Origin of the sequence: Ensifer soli (genome assembly GCF_041928815.1) — a bacterium.
Classification (GTDB): domain Bacteria; phylum Pseudomonadota; class Alphaproteobacteria; order Rhizobiales; family Rhizobiaceae; genus JBHFEI01.
Window position 1 is genome coordinate 427507 of the sequence record NZ_JBHFEI010000003.1, and the last position, 18855, is coordinate 446361.

The 18855-nt window shown below is 66.6% G+C and carries 21 protein-coding genes; 14 read left to right on the forward strand and 7 right to left on the reverse strand.

The window, feature by feature from the left end:
* The first annotated feature begins 304 nt into the window (after positions 1-304).
* Both ACEVQ6_RS06860 and ilvN read left to right on the forward strand, forming a co-directional pair.
* Positions 305-2080, forward strand: a complete 1776-nt coding sequence (locus tag ACEVQ6_RS06860) for an acetolactate synthase 3 large subunit (RefSeq protein ID WP_374888173.1) — start codon at positions 305-307, stop codon at positions 2078-2080.
* A gap of 92 nt (positions 2081-2172) precedes the next feature.
* A complete protein-coding gene (gene ilvN, locus ACEVQ6_RS06865; RefSeq protein ID WP_374888174.1) occupies positions 2173-2745 on the forward strand; it encodes an acetolactate synthase small subunit in 573 nt (190 codons plus the stop codon).
* 3 nt (positions 2746-2748) lie between these two features.
* Here the strand turns inward: ilvN and ACEVQ6_RS06870 are convergent, their stop codons facing one another.
* The gene (locus ACEVQ6_RS06870; protein WP_374888175.1) at positions 2749-3594 is read right to left on the reverse strand and encodes an aldo/keto reductase; all 846 of its coding nucleotides are present in this window, start codon (positions 3592-3594) and stop codon (positions 2749-2751) included.
* Between the two features lie 107 nt (positions 3595-3701).
* On the opposite strand from ACEVQ6_RS06870, the gene ACEVQ6_RS06875 reads away from it, so the two are divergent.
* From ACEVQ6_RS06875 to ACEVQ6_RS06895, 5 genes are all read left to right on the forward strand, one after another.
* Positions 3702-4295: a LysE family translocator gene (locus tag ACEVQ6_RS06875; protein WP_374888176.1), complete on the forward strand. Its 594-nt coding sequence runs from the start codon at positions 3702-3704 to the stop codon at positions 4293-4295.
* A 75-nt stretch (positions 4296-4370) separates the two neighbouring features.
* On the forward strand, positions 4371-4994 hold the full coding sequence (gene nthA, locus ACEVQ6_RS06880; RefSeq protein ID WP_374888177.1) for a nitrile hydratase subunit alpha: 624 nt from the start codon (positions 4371-4373) through the stop codon (positions 4992-4994).
* Positions 4991-5650, forward strand: coding sequence for a nitrile hydratase subunit beta (gene nthB, locus ACEVQ6_RS06885; protein ID WP_374888178.1), 660 nt, complete (start codon positions 4991-4993; stop codon positions 5648-5650). Before nthA ends, nthB begins: the two co-directional genes overlap by 4 nt.
* A complete protein-coding gene (locus tag ACEVQ6_RS06890) occupies positions 5640-5987 on the forward strand; it encodes a nitrile hydratase accessory protein (RefSeq protein WP_374888229.1) in 348 nt (115 codons plus the stop codon). Before nthB ends, ACEVQ6_RS06890 begins: the two co-directional genes overlap by 11 nt.
* Positions 5988-6047: 60 nt before the next feature.
* The gene (locus ACEVQ6_RS06895) at positions 6048-7175 is read left to right on the forward strand and encodes an ATP-dependent DNA helicase (RefSeq protein WP_374888179.1); all 1128 of its coding nucleotides are present in this window, start codon (positions 6048-6050) and stop codon (positions 7173-7175) included.
* Between the two features lie 143 nt (positions 7176-7318).
* Here the strand turns inward: ACEVQ6_RS06895 and ACEVQ6_RS06900 are convergent, their stop codons facing one another.
* The 3 genes from ACEVQ6_RS06900 to ACEVQ6_RS06910 form a co-directional block, all read right to left on the reverse strand.
* A complete protein-coding gene (locus ACEVQ6_RS06900; protein WP_374888180.1) occupies positions 7319-7999 on the reverse strand; it encodes a MerR family transcriptional regulator in 681 nt (226 codons plus the stop codon).
* Between the two features lie 283 nt (positions 8000-8282).
* The gene (locus ACEVQ6_RS06905) at positions 8283-9476 is read right to left on the reverse strand and encodes a hypothetical protein (protein WP_374888181.1); all 1194 of its coding nucleotides are present in this window, start codon (positions 9474-9476) and stop codon (positions 8283-8285) included.
* A gap of 176 nt (positions 9477-9652) precedes the next feature.
* Positions 9653-10534, reverse strand: a complete 882-nt coding sequence (locus ACEVQ6_RS06910) for an NmrA family NAD(P)-binding protein (protein ID WP_374888182.1) — start codon at positions 10532-10534, stop codon at positions 9653-9655.
* Positions 10535-10694: 160 nt separating this feature from the next.
* Between ACEVQ6_RS06910 and ACEVQ6_RS06915 the strand changes: the two genes are divergently transcribed.
* The gene (locus ACEVQ6_RS06915) at positions 10695-11081 is read left to right on the forward strand and encodes a winged helix-turn-helix transcriptional regulator (RefSeq protein WP_374888230.1); all 387 of its coding nucleotides are present in this window, start codon (positions 10695-10697) and stop codon (positions 11079-11081) included.
* 8 nt (positions 11082-11089) lie between these two features.
* Entirely contained in the window at positions 11090-12328 is a 1239-nt protein-coding gene (locus tag ACEVQ6_RS06920) for an FAD-dependent oxidoreductase (protein ID WP_374888183.1), read from the forward strand.
* On the opposite strand, the gene ACEVQ6_RS06925 is transcribed toward ACEVQ6_RS06920, so the two are convergent.
* A complete protein-coding gene (locus ACEVQ6_RS06925; RefSeq protein WP_374888184.1) occupies positions 12329-13249 on the reverse strand; it encodes a bifunctional helix-turn-helix transcriptional regulator/GNAT family N-acetyltransferase in 921 nt (306 codons plus the stop codon).
* Positions 13250-13304: 55 nt separating this feature from the next.
* The gene (locus ACEVQ6_RS06930) at positions 13305-14021 is read right to left on the reverse strand and encodes an aspartate/glutamate racemase family protein (RefSeq protein ID WP_374888185.1); all 717 of its coding nucleotides are present in this window, start codon (positions 14019-14021) and stop codon (positions 13305-13307) included.
* 146 nt (positions 14022-14167) lie between these two features.
* Between ACEVQ6_RS06930 and ACEVQ6_RS06935 the strand changes: the two genes are divergently transcribed.
* Positions 14168-14650: an Lrp/AsnC family transcriptional regulator gene (locus ACEVQ6_RS06935; RefSeq protein ID WP_374888186.1), complete on the forward strand. Its 483-nt coding sequence runs from the start codon at positions 14168-14170 to the stop codon at positions 14648-14650.
* A 19-nt stretch (positions 14651-14669) separates the two neighbouring features.
* Here the strand turns inward: ACEVQ6_RS06935 and ACEVQ6_RS06940 are convergent, their stop codons facing one another.
* Positions 14670-14969: a hypothetical protein gene (locus ACEVQ6_RS06940; protein WP_374888187.1), complete on the reverse strand. Its 300-nt coding sequence runs from the start codon at positions 14967-14969 to the stop codon at positions 14670-14672.
* Positions 14970-15160: 191 nt separating this feature from the next.
* Here ACEVQ6_RS06940 and ACEVQ6_RS06945 point away from each other — a divergent pair, with 191 nt between their 5' ends.
* From ACEVQ6_RS06945 to ACEVQ6_RS06960, 4 genes are all read left to right on the forward strand, one after another.
* The gene (locus ACEVQ6_RS06945; RefSeq protein WP_374888188.1) at positions 15161-15781 is read left to right on the forward strand and encodes a TetR/AcrR family transcriptional regulator; all 621 of its coding nucleotides are present in this window, start codon (positions 15161-15163) and stop codon (positions 15779-15781) included.
* A complete protein-coding gene (locus ACEVQ6_RS06950) occupies positions 15778-16125 on the forward strand; it encodes a hypothetical protein (protein ID WP_374888189.1) in 348 nt (115 codons plus the stop codon). The genes ACEVQ6_RS06945 and ACEVQ6_RS06950 overlap by 4 nt, the downstream gene beginning before the upstream one ends.
* A gap of 68 nt (positions 16126-16193) precedes the next feature.
* Positions 16194-17213 (forward strand): ketol-acid reductoisomerase, encoded by a 1020-nt coding sequence (gene ilvC / locus ACEVQ6_RS06955; protein ID WP_374888190.1) that lies wholly within the window; start codon positions 16194-16196, stop codon positions 17211-17213.
* A gap of 361 nt (positions 17214-17574) precedes the next feature.
* Positions 17575-18804 carry an aminotransferase-like domain-containing protein gene (locus ACEVQ6_RS06960; protein WP_374888231.1) on the forward strand — a complete coding sequence of 410 codons (1230 nt, stop codon included), beginning with the start codon at positions 17575-17577 and terminating at the stop codon, positions 18802-18804.
* The last annotated feature ends 51 nt before the right edge of the window (positions 18805-18855 follow it).

An 18855-nucleotide genomic window follows, 5' to 3' on the forward strand; every position in this document is an offset into this window, starting at 1 on the left:
TCCCGACACTCTGGCCCGAAACCGTACAGGATGGAATTTAATAAGTCGTTCCAGGGACTTCTTGGTTGCGTTGTTTCATTTTGACACGTCTTGATTGTTGGCACAAAGGCGTTGACGCGAAGGGGATTTCCCGTTAACACAACGCCCATGAAAAAATTTGCAGTTATTCTTGTGGTGGGAACGCGCATGGGCAGGATGGTCTAACCATCCGGCGACAGCCACCCATGCGCGAAGACGAGGCTCCTCAAGGGGCCTTTTTTTATGCCCGAAAACAAGCCGCAACAACCAAGGGACGGATGGACCAATGAGCGGAACGGAACAGGAGATGACCGGCGCGGAGATCGTCATCAAGGCGCTGAAGGACAACGGGGTCGAGCATGTGTTCGGCTATCCGGGCGGCGCCGTGCTGCCGATCTATGACGAGATCTTCCAGCAGGACGACATCCAGCACATCCTCGTCCGCCACGAGCAGGGCGCCGGCCACATGGCCGAGGGCTATGCGCGTTCCACCGGCAAGGTCGGCGTCATGCTCGTCACCTCCGGTCCGGGCGCGACCAATGCGGTGACGCCGCTGCAGGACGCGCTGATGGATTCGATCCCGCTCGTCTGCCTCACCGGCCAGGTCCCGACCTCGCTGATCGGCTCGGACGCGTTCCAGGAATGCGACACGGTCGGCATCACACGCCCCTGCACCAAGCACAACTGGCTGGTCAAGGACGTCAACGATCTCGCCCGCATCATCCACGAGGCGTTCCGCGTCGCGAAGTCCGGCCGTCCCGGCCCGGTCGTCGTCGACATCCCCAAGGACGTCCAGTTCGCCCGCGGCACCTATGTCGCGCCGGATGCCGTCGAGGAGCGCACGAGCTATCCGCCGAAGCTGAAGCGCGACTTGAAGGCGATCGAGCAGGCCGTCGCCCTGATGCGCTCCGCGCGCCGCCCGGTGATCTACAGCGGCGGCGGCGTCGTCAATGCCGGGCCGGAAGCCTCGAAGCTCCTGCGCGAACTCGTCGACCTCACCGGCTTCCCGATCACCTCGACGCTGATGGGGCTCGGCGCCTATCCGGCCTCGGGGAAGAACTGGCTCGGCATGCTCGGCATGCACGGCACCTACGAGGCCAACATGACGATGCATGACTGCGACGTCATGGTCTGCATCGGCGCGCGCTTCGACGACCGCATCACCGGCCGGCTGAACGCGTTTTCGCCGGACTCGAAGAAGATCCACATCGACGTCGATCCGTCCTCGATCAACAAGAACGTCCATGTCGACATCGGCATTCTCGGCGACGCCGGCGAGGTGCTGGAGGACATCGTTCGGCTGTGGCGCTCCGGCGGTGCTGCGGAAAAGGGCAGACTTTCGGAGTGGTGGGCCGGCATCGAGCGCTGGCGCGGCCGCAGGTCGCTCGCCTACACGCCGAGCGACGACGTCATCATGCCGCAATACGCGATCCAGCGGCTCTACGAGCTGACCAAGGACCGCGACACCTTCATCACGACGGAGGTCGGCCAGCACCAGATGTGGGCGGCGCAGTTCTACGGCTTCGAGCAGCCGAACCGCTGGATGACCTCCGGCGGCCTCGGCACGATGGGCTACGGCTTCCCGGCCGCGATCGGCGTGCAGGTCGCCCATCCGCAGAGCCTCGTCATCGACATCGCCGGCGACGCCTCGATCCAGATGTGCATCCAGGAAATGTCCTGCGCCGTTCAGTACAATCTGCCGGTCAAGATCTTCATCCTCAACAACCAGTACATGGGCATGGTCCGCCAGTGGCAGCAGCTGCTGCACGGCAACCGCCTGTCCAACTCCTATACGGAGGCGATGCCCGATTTCGTCAAGCTGGCGGAAGCCTATGGCGGCGTCGGCATCCGCTGCGACAAGCCGGGCGAGCTCGACGAGGCGATCCAGGCGATGATCGACAGCCCGGCGCCGGTCATCTTCGACTGCCGCGTCGCCAATCTCGCCAACTGCTTCCCGATGATCCCCTCGGGCAAGGCGCACAACGAGATGCTGCTGCCGGACGAGGCGACGGACGAGGCGGTCGCCACCGCGATCGACGCCAAGGGCCGACAGCTGGTGTGACGACGGGAAGGGCGGCGGCAAGCCGCCGCCTTTTCATTGAAGACCTCAAGGATTGCGCGGCGGCGCAGACGAACAGTGACGGGACGGACACCATGAATGCCCAGCATCAGCCGACGGGATCGGCCTATTTCATCGCCAAGGAAACGGAACGGGCCGAGCGGCATACGCTCTCCGTGCTCGTCGACAACGAGCCCGGCGTCCTTGCCCGCGTCATCGGCCTTTTTTCCGGACGCGGCTACAACATCGAGAGCCTGACGGTCTCGGAAACCGAGCATCAGGCGCATCTGTCGCGCATCACTATCGTCACGCTCGGCACGCCGCATGTGCTGGAGCAGATCAAGGCGCAGCTCGAGCGCATCGTTCCGGTGCACCGGGTCGTGGATCTCACGGTGCGCGCCGGAGCGCTCGGCCATGACCGGCCGATCGAGCGCGAGGTGGCGCTGGTGAAAGTCAGCGGCAGCGGCGAGCACCGCGCCGAATCGCTGCGCCTCGCCGATGCCTTCCACGCCAAGGTCATCGACGCGACGCTCGATCACTTCATCTTCGAGATCACCGGCAAGTCGTCGAAGATCGACCAGTTCGTCGCGATCATGAAGCCGCTCGGCGTGATCGAGATCTGCCGGACCGGGATTGCCGCGATGAACCGCGGGCCTCAGGGCATGTGAGGGTCAGATCATCGCCAGCGGCGTCTTGGCGCGGGGCGGGGGGAAGGCGGCATCGATCGCGGCCAGGTCTTGTGCCGTGAAGCGGATGTCGGCGGCCTGCCGGTTCTCCCGGACCCTTTCGGGCGAGGACGACTTCGGGATGGCGACCACGCCCGGCCGGTTCATCAGGAAGGCGAGCGCCACCTGCGCCGGTGTCGCCTGATGGGCCTTGGCGAGGCGGACGAGGGCGGGATGACGCACCAGCCGGCCCTCGTCGAGCGGGGAATAGGCCATGACCGGGATGCCGCGCGCGGCCTGCCACTGGACGAGGCCGTATTCGATGCCGCGTTCTGCGAGGTTGTAGAGCACCTGGTTGGTCTCGACCTTGTTGCCGCCGGCGACGGTTGCCAGTTCCTCCATGTCGTCGACGTCGAAATTGGAGACGCCCCAGGCGGCGATCTTGCCGTCGCGCCTCAGCGTCTCGAAGGCGGCGACCGTGTCTGAGAGGGGAAAGCGACCGCGCCAGTGCAGCAGATAGAGGTCGATGCACGCGATGCCGAGCCGTTTCAGGCTGGCCTCGCAGGCGGCGATCGTGCCGCTTCGGCTCGCATTCGACGGCAGCACCTTGCTGACGATGAAGGCCTCGTCGCGCCGCCCGCTGACCGCTTCGCCGACGACCGTCTCGGCGCCGCCATTGGCATACATCTCCGCCGTGTCGATCAGCGTCATGCCGAGATCGAGGCCGAGGCGGAGCGCGTCGGCCTCCGCACGTGCGTTCGCCCGGTTCTCCCCCATGTGCCAGGTGCCCTGGCCGAGCACGGGCACGCGCGGGCCGGATGCAAGGTCTGTCGTCGGGATCGGTTGGTGCATGGCCGTCGCTCCTGCCTCGCGGTGATGCTGCGCGGCAGACACTACAGCAAGGATCGCGCGGTTCAAGGCGAGGGGCGCGTGCAACCGTGGTCAGACCGAGGACGACAATGCCGATCGAAACCTTTCTCAGCCTTCTTCTCTTCGCGTTCACGACGTCGATCACGCCGGGCCCGAACAACATGATGCTGTTCGCCTCGGGTGTGAATTTCGGCTTCCTGCGCACGGTGCCGCACATGCTCGGCATCGGCTTCGGCTTCCTGTCGCTGCTGCTCGGCGTCGGCTTCGGGCTCGGCGCGCTTCTCGAAGCGGCGCCGCTCCTCTACACCGTCCTGAAAATCGCCGGGGGGCTCTACCTTCTGTGGATCGCCTGGACCATCGCCACGTCGCGCCGTCTGGCGGAGGGCAGGAGCGGCAGCCGGCCGCTGACCTTCCTTCAGGCCGCCGCCTTCCAGTGGGTCAATCCGAAGGCCTGGGTCATGGCCGTGTCGGCGATGGCCGCCTATCCGGACCCGGCCAATCATACGGCGACGGTCATGATCGTCGGCGTCGCCTTCGCCCTCGTCAATCTGCCGAGCGTGTCGAGCTGGGCCGGCTTCGGTTCGGTCCTGCGCCGCTGGCTTTCCGACCCGCGCCGGCTCAAGGGGTTCAACATCGGCATGGCCGTGCTGCTCGTCCTCAGCCTCTGGCCGATGCTGCGCTGACGGTCGGCGCGAAACGGTTGGCGACGCGGCGGGATCGGCGTATGAAAACAGTCACTGTCCGTCCGGAGGACCTCCATGCATCACCACGATCACGATGACCATCACGACAATCACCTGACGCCGATCGAGGCACGGGTGAAGGCGCTCGAAACGATCCTGACGGAGAAGGGCCTCATCGATCCGGCGGCGATCGACGCGATCGTCGACACCTATGAGACGAAGATCGGCCCGCGCAACGGCGCCGCCGTGGTGGCGCGGGCCTGGGCCGATCCCGCCTTCGCCGGATGGCTTGCCGGGGACGCGACGGCGGCGATCGCCAGCCTCGGCTACACCGGCCGCCAGGGCGAGCATATGCGCGCCGTCTTCAACACGCCCGAGACCCACAATCTCGTCGTCTGCACGCTCTGCTCCTGCTATCCGTGGTCGGTGCTCGGCCTGCCGCCGGTCTGGTACAAGGCGCCCGCCTACCGCTCCCGCGCCGTCATCGATCCGCGCGGGGTGCTGGCAGAATTCGGTGTCGCCCTGCCGGAGGAGCGGAAGATCCGCGTCTGGGATTCGACCGCCGAACTGCGCTATCTCGTCGTGCCCGAGCGTCCGGCGGGAACCGAGGGCATGGACGAGGCGGCGCTTGCGGCGCTCGTCACGCGCGATTCGATGATCGGGACCGGGCTTGCCCTTTCTCCGGAGGCGCGGCCATGAACGGACCCCATGATCTCGGCGGCCAGCATGGCTTCGGCCCGGTGGCGCCGGAACCCGACGAGCCCTACTTTCACGGCGCGTGGGAAAAACGGGCGCTCGGCGTGACGCTCTCCTGCGGTGCGCTGCGCGCCTGGACGATCGACGAGAGCCGGCACATGCGCGAAACCCTGCCGCCGGCGACCTATCTGTCGTCGAGCTACTACGAGATCTGGATCCGGGCGCTGGAGCGGCTGCTCGTCCGCCACGACTTCGTCAGCGATCAGGAACTGCGCGAAGGCCGGGCGCTCGATCCGGTCCGCCGCGACGTGGCGGTGCTGACGGCCGAGCGCGTGCCGGCGGTACTTGCAAAGGGTTCCCCTTGCGACCGGCCGGTCTCGGAGCCGCCGCGCTTTGCCGTCGGCGAGCGCGTGCGCACCCGCAATTCTCACCCGGAGACCCATACCCGCCTGCCGCGCTACGCAAGGGCGAAGGCGGGAACCGTCGAGGCGGTGCAGGGCAGCTTCGTCTTCCCGGACACGAATGCGCATGGTCTCGGCGAGGCGCCGCAATGGGTCTACACCGTCGTGTTCGACGGGGCGGAGATCTGGGGCGACGGTGCCGATCCGTCGCTCACCGTCTCGATCGATGCCTGGGAGAGCTATCTTGTTGCCGCATGAGCTGGAACGCTCGCCCGGACTGCCTCTCTCGGTCGACGGCGCGCCCGCCTTTTCCCATCCCTGGCAGGCGCAGGCCTTCGCCATGACCGTGCATCTCCACGAAAGCGGCGTGTTCACCTGGAGCGAATGGGCGGCGGCCCTGTCGCGGGAGGTGCATCGTCCCGGGCGGGCATCGGACGGGTCGGATTATTTCGAAAGCTGGGTCGCCGCGCTCGGGGCGCTTCTCGTCGAGCGCGGCGTCGCCTCCGACGAAACGATACGGCAGCTTGCCGCCGACTGGCAGCGCGCCGCCGAGGCGACGCCGCACGGCCGGCCGATCCGGCTCGGTGACCGCTGAGGCGCGAATTTCGCCGGTTGCGCTTGCGCGAAACGGCCGAATCCTGCCACTTCGCGAGCCATGGAACTTGCACCGCAACAGGACGAGGCGCTGGCGGCGGTCTCGCGCTGGCTGAAGGAAGGCCGCTCGCCGCTCTTCCGGCTATTCGGCTATGCCGGCACCGGAAAGACGACGCTGGCGCGCTATTTCGCCGAGCATGTCGATGGCGAGGTCCTGTTCGCCGCCTTCACCGGCAAGGCGGCGCAGGTGCTGCGCTCGAAGGGCGCAACCAACGCCCGCACGATTCATTCGCTGATCTACAGGCCGCGCGGCGAGGAGGAGGTCTCCGACGAGGAGACCGGCAAGACATCGATCGCGCCGATGTTCTCCATCAACCGGCAGAGCCCGGTCGCGCGCGCCGCGCTGATCATCGTCGACGAATGCTCGATGGTCGACGAGGCGCTCGGCAAGGACCTGATGAGCTTCGGCACGCCGATCCTCGTGCTCGGCGATCCCGGCCAGTTGCCGCCGGTCTCGGGCGGCGGCTATTTCACCGACCAGGAGCCGGATTTCCTTCTGACCGACATCCACCGGCAGGCGCGCGACAACCCGATCATCCGTCTCGCCATGCAGGTGCGTGAGGGCGAGGAGATCCCGAAGGGCGATTTCGGCACGGTGCGCGTGATTTCGCGCGGCGACGTCGATCGCGACATGGTGCTCGCCGCCGACCAGGTGCTGGTCGGCACCAACAAGACGCGGCGGCGCTACAATGCGCGCCTGAGGGAACTGAAGGGTTTCACCACCGACCATCCGCAGGCCGGCGACAAGCTCGTCTGCCTCAGGAACGATCCGGCCAAGGGCCTGCTCAACGGCTCGCTGTGGCAGGTGATGACCTCGTCGCGCGAGACGGTGAAGCCCGGCATCAACCTGCTCATCCGCCCCGAGGACGACGACATGGATCGCGGCGCGGCGAAGATCAAGCTCCTGAAGGCCGCCTTCGAAAATCTGGACGAAGAGATCCCCTGGTCGACGCGCAAGCGCTACGACGAATTCGACTACGGCTATGCGTTGACCGTGCACAAGGCGCAAGGGTCGCAGTGGAACGACGTGGTGTTGTTTGACGAAAGCTGGGCCTTCCGGGACATGCGCGAACGCTGGCTCTACACCGCGATCACGCGGGCGGCCGAAACGTTGACGGTGGTGCGCTGAGGCCCGCTTCGCGAAAACGTGCGAAAAGCGATTCTTAAAAAATCTCAAGCATAGGCGCGCATCCGGACGACTGCGACGCATGTCAGCTTTCGGCGGGCTCTTCGACGGGCGGTCGGCGGGCGGGCCGTTGCCGTCGCCCGCCGTCACTCGGCTGAGACGTGTCCGTGAAGCATCGCCTTGGCAATGGCCTGGAAGCGGTTGTGTCCGTTGAATTTCCGGATGATGTCGGCTTCGAGCGTTGCCACCGCGGCGACGTCCATGTGCATGTCGAGGGCGATCCGGCTTGCGGCCGCGCCTTTTGCCATCATCTGGATGCAGCGGGTCTCGATCGGCGAGAGATGGACGCGCTCGCGCAGCAGGATCGGCTTGTGCTCGTCATGGGCGGCCGATTCGAGCAGCTCGGTGACGCGCTGGATCTGCCGGCAGAGCGTCGACTGCAGCGCCACCAGCTCCTTGCGATGGGCAAGCAGCGCCTCGGCAAAGAGGCGGTCCGCCTCGTCCTGGCTGTCGGCCTCGAGGAGATCGGCCATCAGTTGCTGGATGTCGGCGATCGGCATGTCGATCTCGCGGCAGCCGTTGATCACCGCCATCCGGCGGATGTCCTCGTTGCCGTAGACGCGCATCGGGCCCATGCGCTCTGCGGAAAGCAGGCCCTTCTCCTCGTAGAAATGCAGCGTGCGATGGGTGACGCCGAAGGCGTCGGCCATGTCGGCGATGCCGACCTGCCCGTCGGCGATGGTGCCGGGCAGGGGCAGGTTGGGCAGATAGCGGACCGAGCCGCGCCTGCCGCCCGGCGGTCTTTTAGCCTGCAAGTGGTCTGTCATCAGCAAGACGGTCTCCGTTTGCACCTTTGGCGCAGAGCGGATGTGTTTCTCGCAGTCAAACCAAGCACAGGGTCAGAATGTCGGGACGAGCCGTCCGTCTCCGTGCCGTCGCTGCCAGCAACACGATACCAATTCCTGCGCATTGTGGCAGATTATGCAAAGTTGCATCGCGGCGATAGTGTCTATTCTTACAGGTAAAATTCTGTTTTTTTAAGCAGATGCTGAATGTCTGTGCGGCGCGCGTCGGGCTGGTGTCCGTTCGGTTTTCCGGCCGATATCGACGTCAGTGCCTCTCGGCCGATGTCTCGTGCGCCGTGCCGAAGACGTAGAGCAGGCTTCCTGCCGTCGAGACGAAACCGACCTCTGCATCGTCGGCGAGAAGATCGCGCTGGCATTCCTCGGCAGCGCGAAAATTCTCGCGCGTTTGCTGTGCACGATACCGGTCGGTCGCGAGCATGCAGGTCATCAGCGGCGTCGAAAGGCCGGCGGCAGTGCTGAAGTCGTAGATCGGGCCGCTCATCGGCAGGAGCCGTGCGGCGAGCGAGACGCTTTCGAACATCATGTCGTCGGCGTCGTTCAACTGGTCGCTGCCGATGAAGGTCTGGCTCGCCACCGCATTGGTCTGCTGGTGGACGACGCTGATCGTCAGCCCCACGGGGTCGAATTCCGGTTTCACCTTGACGACGAAGTCGAGCGTCGCGGCGGTCGCCGGTTCGCCGTCGGCGCGCAGGGTCACGGTCCTGTAGGACCGCGCGGCCGAGGTCAGGGCGGCGGCGAAGGTGCTGGCGAGGTTGCCCGGTTTGCCGTCGGCAATGACGAAGATGCCCGGCAGATTGCCGGCGATGCGCGCGGAGGCCGATTCGCGCGCGGCGGCCCCGTCGCCGTTGCGCAGATCCGCAGAGCCGAAAGGCAGGCTGAGCGGCACGATCAGCAGCAGCGGAAGCAGCGACGACAGCATGGCGATCGAGGAGGAACTCAGCCGCGCCGGCAGGATGCGGCGCACACGGCGGCGCAGCCCGGTCTCGACCGGCGGCGGGGCCGTGTCCGGGCCTGCGCCGGCGAAAGCCAGCGTCGCGACGGCCGCCTCGTCGGTCGTCGCGGCCTGCGGCTCCGCCTCCGCAGGCGCGGCCGGCGCGTTGAGGTGATATTCGGGCACGTAGGTGCCTTTCGGTATCACGATCCGCCAGGGGTCGTCCGCGCCGTCCTCGGCATAATAGAGGTCCATGCACTTGCGCAGCTTGCCGGCATGGACGCGCACGAGCGGATCGCTGTCGGCATTGAAGGACTGAGACCGCCCGAAAACGTCGATGGCGATCGTGTACCCCTTCAACTGGTGCGCCTCGCCGGCGATCTCCTTCTCGACGACGTATTTCAGGAAATTGCGCAGCCGTTCCGAGCGTCCGAAGGCCGATGCGGCAAGCATGCGCGCAAGGCACAGGCGAATGTCGTCGTCGGCGGGTCTCTCGGGCATGGTCATGGGTGGCGGCTTCCAGGGTCCGTGATCGGGCGTGATCGTTCCTGACGATCGTCGAGTCGCTCCGCGGGCACGGAACAGAATGTGCGTATCTTACGAAGTCCTCATTAAATCGCAATTACTGATTCTTGTCAGCGGCCGGTCAATCAAATTTCCGCTGCCGGCCGCTGACGTTTGCGTCATGAGAGTGCAGCGGCGTTCTTGGCGAGGAAGGACTCCAGCGTCTCGGCCGGCCGTCCGGACAGCGCGGAGAGGTCGCCCGTCACCATGTCGATGAGGCCGAGGCGCGTGTTGGTGTCGAAGGAGACGACGACGGGCACGATCGCGTCCGGCAGGCCGGCGGCCTTCAGCCCGGCGGCGAGCGCTTCGTCGTCGACGGGAACGACGGCGAGCGGCTTGCCGGTGGCTGCCGCGGCGAGCGCCGCGATCTCGGCCGTCGTGCGCGCCATGGCGCCGGTCAGGGTATAGGTGCGGTTGGCGGGCTCGGCCACGAGCGCGGCGGCGGTCGCGGCGGCGATGTCGGCACGCGCCACGTGGGCCAGGCGGCCTTCGCCGGCCGAGCTGTTCCAGTGGCCGGTCGAAAGCGCATGCGGCAGGGCCATGAAGAGGTTTTCCATGTACCAGCCGTTGCGCAGGATCGTGTAGGCGATGCCGGTCGCCTTCACCGCCTCTTCCGACTGGAGGTGATCGGGCGCGAAGGGGATAACGGAGTGTTCCGGATTGGGCATCGAGGTATAGAGGATGTGGGTGGCGCCGGAGCCCGCGGCCGCCGCGATCGCCGCGCGGTGCTGGCGAAGGCGCCGGCCCGGGGCATCGAGCGCGTCGGTCGAGACGATCAGGATCGTGTCGGCACCGGCGAAGGCCGTCTCCAGCGAGGCGGGGTCGTCGAAATCGGCACGGCGGGTGACCACGCCCTTTTCGGCATAGCCGGCGAGCTTGCCGGGATCGCGGCTCGCGGCGACGATCCGTGCCGGATCGATGTTCGGCCGTTCGAGAAGGTGATCGAGGACGAGCCGGCCGAGATGGCCGGAGGCGCCGGTGACGACGAGGGTCTTGGACATGGGTTTTCCTTCAGCCTTGTGCGCGCTGCGGCGCTGCGGGAGATGGTCTCGTTTCGAGACTTCGTGTAGATCTGGCACCGGCCGGCCGATGTAAAGGAGGCAGGTTTTCCGCTCAAGGTTACGCGAAGGGAACCACGACATGAACACGGCAGCCCGGACGATGGCGGAGCCCCTGACGATGGTGATCGGCGACACGGCGATGAGCCTTGCCGATTGCCCGGTGCGCGATGTCCTCGACAATATCGGCGGCAAATGGAACACGCTGATCGTTCTGATGCTCGCCGAGGGTCCTTTGCGCTTCTCGGCGCTGCGCCGGCGCCTTCCCGACATTTCGCAGCGCATGCTGACGCAGACGCTGCGCGACCTGCAACGGGACGGATATCTGTCCCGCACGGTGTTTCCGACCAAGCCGCCGAGCGTCGAATACCGGCTGACCGAGATGGGCCGCTCGTTCGAGGCGCTGCTCAAGGGGCTGGTGCGCTGGTCGGTCGAGCATCATGCCGCGATCCGCGCCGCGCGCGCGTCCTTCGACCAAGACGCGGCGTGAGCGGCGGCATGGGCCGGCTGGACGTCGGCATCGTCGGCGCGGGCCCTGCGGGCCTTTCGGCGGCGCTTTTCCTGGCGCGGCAGGGGCACCGCGTCACGGTTCTGGAACGGTTTTCCGCCGCCGCCCCGGTCGGTTCCGGGCTGATGCTGCAGCCGACGGGCATGACCGTGCTTGCGGCGCTCGGTCTGCTGCCGCGCATGCTCGCCAGGGGCAGCCGCATCGACCGGTTGCGGGGAGAGGATGCGCGAAGCCGGCGCACCGTGCTCGATGTCCGCTATGCGGCCCGTCCGGGTGGCCGCTTCGGGCTCGGCATCCGGCGCGCGGCGCTCTTCGACACGCTGCTTGAGGCCGCAGCCTCGGAGGGAATCCGGCCTCTGACCGGCTTCGAGGTCGCCGCCGCCGAGGAACGCGCCGCCGGGCTCGTGCTGCGTGCGGTCTCGGGCGACGAGGCCGGGCCCTTCGACCTCGTCGTCGATGCCGGCGGCGCGGCAACGGCGCTGCGGCACGCCCATGGCGGGATGCCGGCGCCCCGGCCGCTGCCGTACGGCGCCTTCTGGGCGACCGTGCGCCTCGACGGCATCGCGCATGATCGCCACGCTCTGGCGCAAAGATACGACCGCGCGCGGGTGATGATCGGCCTGCTGCCGACCGGTCGTCTTGCCTGCGGCGAGACGACCGGCGCGTTCTTCTGGAGCCTCAAGGTCGCCGATGCCGAAGCGGTGAAGGCGGACGGCATCGGGCGGTGGGCGGCGCGGATCAACGACTACTGGCCGGAGATGGCGCCCGTTCTGGCGCAGATCGACGGCTTCGAGCAGCTGACCCTTGCCCGCTACCAGCACCGCACCGTGCTGCCGCCGGTGGCCGGCCGCATCGCGTTCATCGGCGACAGCGCCCATTCGACGAGCCCGCAGCTCGGCCAGGGCGCCAATATGGCGCTGCTCGACGCGGCGACGCTGGCTCACATGCTGTCGCGCCATGACAGCGTCGGCGCGGCGCTCGGCGCCTATGCGGCGGCGCGGCGACGGCATGTGCGAGTGTTCCAGATGCTGTCGCTCGCCTTCACGCCCTTCTACCAGTCCGATTCGAAGGCGCTCGCCATCATCCGCGACCGGCTGGTGGCGACAATCGCCCGCGTGCCGCCGGCGCCGGCGCTGCTCGCGGCGATCGTCTCGGGCACGCTCGTCGACCCGTTCGCCGGAACGGGCCTTCTGGAATGCGATTGGGAAAGCCTCGCGGCGTCCGCCTGATCAGCCGTCAAGGTCGAGCGACCAGACCTGCCCGTTGAGGTCCTTGCCAAAGCTCCGGTGCCGTTCCTCCGAAACAAGCCGGAACCCTTCGGACTCGTAGAGGCGCCGGGCGGCGGCGAGCACGTCGTTGGTCCAGAGCGTCAGGCGGCGGTAGCCGGCCGCGCGCGCCGAGGCGATGCAGGCCCTGACCAGCAGGCGGCCGACGCCGAGCCCGCGCGCCTCGCGCTCGACATGCAGGAGGCGCAGCCGGCCGGTCTCCGCGTCGTCCTCGACCAGGAACACCGCGCCGACGATCTCCCCTTCGCGCTCGGCGACATGGCAGGCCTCGCGTCCCGGCTTGAAATCCCTGAGGAAGCGCGCGGCGATCTCCAGGGCGAGTGCCTCGTATTCGCCGTTCCAGCCGTATTCCCCGGCATAGAGGATTGCCTGGCGATGGACGATCCGGGCGACGTCGCCGACGCGGTGCGGGCGGAGCACCACCTGCGGATCGCGCCTCTCCTTGCCGAGGCAGTCGCGGATCGCCTGCATCGCGCCGGCGAGCCGCTCGCGTCCGGCGGGGGCGAGGTCCTCCAGCGATGCAGAGATCGCCGCGCGCGACCGGTGCGCCAGGTCCGCGGCTTCCGCGCGGCCTTTCTCCGTGATCGACAGGATCTGCCGGCGCTGGTCGCCGGGGTCCGGCCGGCTTTCGACGAGGCCCGAGCCACGGAAGGCCTTGAGGATGCGGCTGAGATAGGCGGCGTCGAGATGCAGTTCCTCGATGAGCAGGCTTGCGGCAAGGCCGTCCCGGTTGGCGAGCTCGTAGAGGATGCGCGCCTCGGTCAGCGTGTAGGGGCCGTCGAGATAGGCGCGGTCGAGAAGGCCGAGCCAGCGCGTATAGTCGCGGTTGAACGCGCGGATGCTGTCGATGGTGTCGAGGGGCAAGAGACATCCTCCATGCCCTTCGCTTTCCCATTATTAATTGACTGAGTCAAGTAAATTATGCGGCATCGCGGCCCCGCTCGTCGCTCTCCAGCGCGAAGGCGACGGCGGCCTCCGCATGGATCCGGGTCGAATCGAAGCCGGGAAGGGGGAGACGGTCGGGATCGAGCAGCAGGCAGATCTCGGTGCAGCCGAGAATGACGCCGTCGGCACCGTCGTCCTTCGCCGCCGTCACCAGCGCCTCGACCCGGTCGCGCGATTCAGGACGCACGACCCCGGCGCAGAGTTCCTCGAAGATGACGTCGTGGACGAGCGTCCGCCCGGCCGCATCGGGGATGCGCAGGTCGATGCCGTGCCGCGCCATCGCGCCGGCATAGAAGCCGTGTTCCATCGTGTAGCGCGTGGCGAGCAGCAGGGGCCGGCGCACGGCCTGCTGCTTCAGGCGGGCGGCGGTTTCGTCGATGATGTGGATGAGCGGGATGCCGATCGCTCCTTTTACCTCGTCGGCGACAAGATGCATCGTGTTGGTGCAGATCAGCACGCAGTCGGCGCCGGCCCGCTCCAGGCCGCGCGCGGCGTCGATCAGGTGGCGGGCCGCCTCGTCCCAGCGCCCAGCCTTCTGGCAGTCGACGATCACCTGGAAATTCAGCGAATGAAGCAGGAGGTCGGCGGAATGCAGGCCGCCGTTCACGGCGCGGACGCGCTCGTTGATCAGCTTGTAATAGACGGCCGAGCTTTCGAAGCTCATGCCGCCGATCAGTCCGATGCGTTTCATCCCTGTCCCCTTTCGTGTTCGACGGACGCATTATGACGTGATCGGCGCGGAAATTTCGCGCGAATGCACGACGGAATTTGCGTTGCCATGCATCCTGATTGCGTATTTTTACCGGAAGAAGCGAATCGATTGCACGAAGAGAACCGATGGCAGGGCTTGACGAGCGTGACCGGAAGATCCTCAGGCTGCTGCAGGAGGATGCGGCGCTGCCGCTGGCGCAACTCGCCGATCAGGTGGCGCTGTCGCCCTCCGCCTGTTCCCGGCGGATCCAGCGGCTGGAGGAGGCGGGCGTCATCGCGCGCCGCATCGTCGTGCTCGACCGCGCCAGGATGGGCGTGCCGACCACGGTCTTCGCCCTGATCAAGACCGCCCATCACAGCGACGCCTGGACGGAGGCGTTTCGCCGTGCCATCGCCGACATCGGCGAGATCGTCGAGGCGCACCGGCTGACGGGAAACCACGATTACATCCTGAAGATCGTGCTGCCTTCGGTGGAACACTACGACGTGATCTACAAGCAGATCGTTCGCCGCATCGAACTCTTCGATGTCTCCGCCTCGATTTCCATGGAGATACTGAAGAGCGGGACGGCGATCCCGGTCGGCCATGCGCCGCGCGCGGGCGATTGAACGCCGCCGGGGCTCGCCCTCAAGGCAGGCGTTTACAGGTAAACATGTCGCCGCTTGCATGGGAGAGCCACTGCATGCTCTGACCGTCGATCCGGCTGACGCCGATGGCATAGCCGTCGTCGAAGGCGAGCGTATAGGCATTCTCGCCGTCCCGCGTCACCGACCGGATCGCCAGCGGCGCCTCGCCCGGATCGTAGGTCGTCTCGGTGAAGGTGAAGGTCGAGACCTCGCAGTCCCATGTGCCGACATAGAAGGGCGTCTCGGCCGCGGGCGCCGCGGAAGGCAAAAGGAGAAGCAGGAGGGCGGGCAGGGTGCGCATGGATCGGTCCGTGTGTGGGGTTCTGTGGACGACAGCCTTACCACAGCCTCCGGCAGAAACCTCGGGGCGTCCGGCATCTCCACCTCATTTTCGGAACTGCCCGGCTTGACGGGAACGGGGATCGATGCGATGAGAACCGTACCGTACGGTACTTGAAAGGTGTTGGCGTGCTTTCGACGGATCACATCGGGATGGCGGACTATTCCGCCCGGCAGGCGGCGGTGCTCGAAAGCGCGCTGCGGCTGCTCGTCGATGGCGGCGAGAAGGCGCTGACGACGGCGGGCGTGGCGCGGGCCGCCAATTGTTCGAAGGAAAGCCTCTACAAGTGGTTCACCGACCGGGACGGCCTCCTGTCGGCGATGATCGACTACCAGGCGGCGAAGGTGCGCGCCATCGAGCTTGACGCCGGGCCGCTGACTGCGGCGCGCTTCCGCGGACTGCTGACGGGCTTCGGCCGCGATCTCCTCGACGTCCTGTCCGGCGACGTGTCGCTGGCGCTGAACCGGCTGGCGATCGGCCAGGCGAGCCGAGACGGCGCCAAGCTCGGCCGGCTCCTGGAGGAGCGCGGCCGCAGGCAGGTGCGCCGGCGGGCCGTGGCGCTGATGGAGGCGGGGGCCGCCGCCGGGTTGCTCGCGATCGACAGCGGCGACGAGGCCTACGAGACCTTCTACGGTCTCGTCGTCTCGGATCTGCATTTGCGCATGCTGCTCGGCGAGGATATCAGGCTCACCGGGGAGGAGGCCGCGCGCCGCGTCGAGAGGATGGTCGGCGCTTTCCTTCGCCTTCACGCAGACGGGGGGACGGCGCGATGACGGGCTGGACGCCGGGGGACGACGAACGGGAGGCGGACTGGGACGAGGCCTTCGCCGCCGACCTCCTAGAGAGCCTCGTCCTCGTCGGGATCACCTATTGCGATGCGGACGGGACGGAGGTGGAGGTCCGGCAGTTTCATGGCCGTGTCGTGGCGGCCGATCCGCGCACGGGCATCGCCATCGCCCTTCAGGGAACGCGTTCGGGAGAGACATTCACCCTTCCGCCGCTGCTCGACGCCTTCGAGCCGGCGGATCCGGGACTATACACATCGGGGACCGGCGAAAGCGTCCGGGACCCGGATTTCATCGCTTGCTGGACGGTGACCACACCACACCGCCAGTGAGAGCCATTCCGGCGGGCATGCCCGCCGGTGCAACCGCCAAAGTGCAGATCCAAAGGGAAGGAACCACCATGCGCGTCTATTACGATCGTGATGCCGATCTCAACCTCATCAAGTCGAAGAAGGTCGCCGTCATCGGCTACGGCTCGCAAGGCCGTGCCCATGCGCTGAACCTCAAGGATTCCGGCGCCGCCAATGTCGCGATCGCGCTCAAGGCCGGCTCGCCGACCGTCAAGAAGGCCGAGGCCGACGGCTTCAAGGTCATGACGGTCGCCGAAGCCGCCGCCTGGGCCGACCTGATGATGATGGCGACGCCGGACGAACTGCAGGCCGACATCTACAAGGCCGAGATCGCGCCGAACATCCGCGACGGCGCGGCGATCGCGTTTGCCCACGGCCTCAACGTCCATTTCGGCCTGATCGAGCCGAAGGCCTCCGTCGACGTCGTCATGATCGCGCCGAAGGGCCCGGGCCATACCGTGCGCGGCGAATACCAGAAGGGCGGCGGCGTTCCCTGCCTCGTCGCCGTCCACCAGAACGCGTCGGGCAACGCCCTTGATCTGGCGCTCTCCTACGCCTGCGGCGTCGGCGGCGGCCGCTCCGGCATCATCGAGACCAACTTCAAGGAAGAATGCGAAACCGACCTCTTCGGCGAGCAGGTCGTTCTCTGCGGCGGCCTGGTCGAACTGATCCGCGCCGGCTTCGAGACGCTGGTCGAGGCCGGCTACGCCCCGGAAATGGCCTATTTCGAGTGCCTGCACGAAGTGAAGCTGATCGTCGACCTGATCTACGAAGGCGGCATCGCCAACATGAACTACTCGATCTCCAACACGGCCGAGTGGGGTGAATACGTCACCGGTCCGCGCATCATCACCGACGAGACCAAGGCGGAGATGAAGCGCGTGCTGAAGGACATCCAGACCGGCAAGTTCACCTCCGACTGGATGCAGGAATACCGTTCGGGCGCGGCGCGCTTCAAGGGTATCCGCCGCGTCAACGACGCCCATCAGATCGAGGAAGTCGGCGCCAAGCTGCGCGGCATGATGCCGTGGATCGGCAAGAACAAGCTGGTCGACAAGACCGTCAACTGAGAATACCGCGCGGCAAAATCGTCGCTGCGATGCAATAAAAGGGGTGCGGTCGGGTCTCGGCCGCGCCCTTTCTCTATTCAAGGACATCCTATTTCGGGAACGGAAACAGACGATGCTGCGTTTTTACGGCAGGAGGATACTGTCATGGCGACATTTCTGCAGTATTTCGCTCTCTTCGATCTGGTGATCCTGACCGCGATCGCGGCGCTGGTGCTTTGCAGTCTCTACCAGGGCGAAGCCTGACCTGTCTCTCGCGCGCGGAAGTTCGGTTTTCGTCTTCCTCGGGCCTGGAATTTAGGTCAGTAATGTTGACATAAATCCCGGGCCGTGATGATGTGTGATCCATAAGACGAGGAAACACATCATGAATTGGGAAACGATTTTCGCCGACCGCGCCGGGCGGATGAAGGCGTCGGAAATCCGCGAACTGCTGAAGCTCTTGGAGCAGCCGGACATTATTTCATTCGCCGGCGGCATCCCCGACGTGAACCTTTTCCCGAAGGCGGAGGTCGCGGCCGCCTATGCCGACATTCTCGGCGGCGGACAGGCGGCTGTCGGCCTGCAATATTCTGTCTCCGAGGGGTACAAGCCGCTGCGCGACTGGATCGCCGGCGAGATGGCTAAGATCGGCATCGCTTGTTCGGCCGGCAACGTGTTCATCACCTCAGGCTCGCAGCAGGTCCTCGACTATCTCGGCAAGCTGTTCCTGTCGCCGAAGGACACCGCGCTCGTCACCTGGCCGACCTATATGGGCGCGCTCGGTGCCTTCAACGCCTACGAGCCCGCCTATGACCGGCTGACGCCCCTGTCGAACCGCGAGCCGGGATCCTATGTCCAGGCGGCGGAGGCGAAGGGCGGGCGGGTCAAGTTCGCCTATTGCGTGCCCGAATTCCACAATCCGACCGGCGTGACGATGACACGGGCCGAGCGCGACTGGCTGCTCGACCTCGCCGAGACGCTCGACATCGCCGTCGTCGAGGACGCCGCCTACCAGCAGCTTCGCTACGACGGCGAGACGGTGCCGCCGATCCTCGCCCTCGACCTTGCCCGCCATGGCGGCGACATCGAGAAGACGCGCACCTTCTATTGCGGCAGTTTCTCGAAGACGCTGGCGCCGGGCCTGCGCGTCGGCTGGGTCGTCGCCAATTCCGAGGTGATCCGCAAGCTCGTCCTGATCAAGCAGGCGGCAGACCTCCATTCCTCGACCGTCAACCAGATGGTGATCGCGCGCGTCGCCGAAACGATCTTCGACGCGCAGATCGCCAAGATCCGCAAGGCCTACAGCCACCGCCGCACGCGGATGCTGGAGGCGCTTGCGACCCATATGCCGTCGAGCGTCGAATGGACGAGGCCGGAGGGCGGCATGTTCGTCTGGGTGACGCTGCCGAAGGGCATGGACGGGGCGGCACTGCTGGCGCGCGCGCTCGAGACGGTGCGCGTCGCCTTCGTCCCCGGCAAGGCCTTCTTCGCCGACGGCTCCGGGGAGAACACGATCCGCCTGTCCTTCTCCTGCGCCTCGGACGCCATGATCGACGAGGGGATTGCCCGCCTCGGACGGCTGATCTCCGCCGAGATGCCGGCCGCGGCATAAACGCCGGCCGTTCATGCGTGTCGCGGCCCCTCGCTTTCGCTCCTCGTGCTT

Excerpts from the sequence above, each read along its gene's own strand:
- ACEVQ6_RS06860 (WP_374888173.1), top strand. The coding sequence starts at position 305 with ATGAGCGGAACGGAACAGGAGATGACCGGCGCGGAGATCGTCATCAAG.
- ilvN (WP_374888174.1), top strand. The coding sequence starts at position 2,173 with ATGAATGCCCAGCATCAGCCGACGGGATCGGCCTATTTCATCGCCAAG.
- ACEVQ6_RS06870 (WP_374888175.1), bottom strand. The coding sequence starts at position 3,594 with ATGCACCAACCGATCCCGACGACAGACCTTGCATCCGGCCCGCGCGTG.
- ACEVQ6_RS06875 (WP_374888176.1), top strand. The coding sequence starts at position 3,702 with ATGCCGATCGAAACCTTTCTCAGCCTTCTTCTCTTCGCGTTCACGACG.
- nthA (WP_374888177.1), top strand. The coding sequence starts at position 4,371 with ATGCATCACCACGATCACGATGACCATCACGACAATCACCTGACGCCG.
- nthB (WP_374888178.1), top strand. The coding sequence starts at position 4,991 with ATGAACGGACCCCATGATCTCGGCGGCCAGCATGGCTTCGGCCCGGTG.
- ACEVQ6_RS06895 (WP_374888179.1), top strand. The coding sequence starts at position 6,048 with ATGGAACTTGCACCGCAACAGGACGAGGCGCTGGCGGCGGTCTCGCGC.
- ACEVQ6_RS06900 (WP_374888180.1), bottom strand. The coding sequence starts at position 7,999 with ATGACAGACCACTTGCAGGCTAAAAGACCGCCGGGCGGCAGGCGCGGC.
- ACEVQ6_RS06905 (WP_374888181.1), bottom strand. The coding sequence starts at position 9,476 with ATGACCATGCCCGAGAGACCCGCCGACGACGACATTCGCCTGTGCCTT.
- ACEVQ6_RS06910 (WP_374888182.1), bottom strand. The coding sequence starts at position 10,534 with ATGTCCAAGACCCTCGTCGTCACCGGCGCCTCCGGCCATCTCGGCCGG.
- ACEVQ6_RS06915 (WP_374888230.1), top strand. The coding sequence starts at position 10,695 with ATGGCGGAGCCCCTGACGATGGTGATCGGCGACACGGCGATGAGCCTT.
- ACEVQ6_RS06920 (WP_374888183.1), top strand. The coding sequence starts at position 11,090 with ATGGGCCGGCTGGACGTCGGCATCGTCGGCGCGGGCCCTGCGGGCCTT.
- ACEVQ6_RS06930 (WP_374888185.1), bottom strand. The coding sequence starts at position 14,021 with ATGAAACGCATCGGACTGATCGGCGGCATGAGCTTCGAAAGCTCGGCC.
- ACEVQ6_RS06935 (WP_374888186.1), top strand. The coding sequence starts at position 14,168 with ATGGCAGGGCTTGACGAGCGTGACCGGAAGATCCTCAGGCTGCTGCAG.
- ACEVQ6_RS06940 (WP_374888187.1), bottom strand. The coding sequence starts at position 14,969 with ATGCGCACCCTGCCCGCCCTCCTGCTTCTCCTTTTGCCTTCCGCGGCG.
- ACEVQ6_RS06945 (WP_374888188.1), top strand. The coding sequence starts at position 15,161 with ATGGCGGACTATTCCGCCCGGCAGGCGGCGGTGCTCGAAAGCGCGCTG.
- ACEVQ6_RS06950 (WP_374888189.1), top strand. The coding sequence starts at position 15,778 with ATGACGGGCTGGACGCCGGGGGACGACGAACGGGAGGCGGACTGGGAC.
- ilvC (WP_374888190.1), top strand. The coding sequence starts at position 16,194 with ATGCGCGTCTATTACGATCGTGATGCCGATCTCAACCTCATCAAGTCG.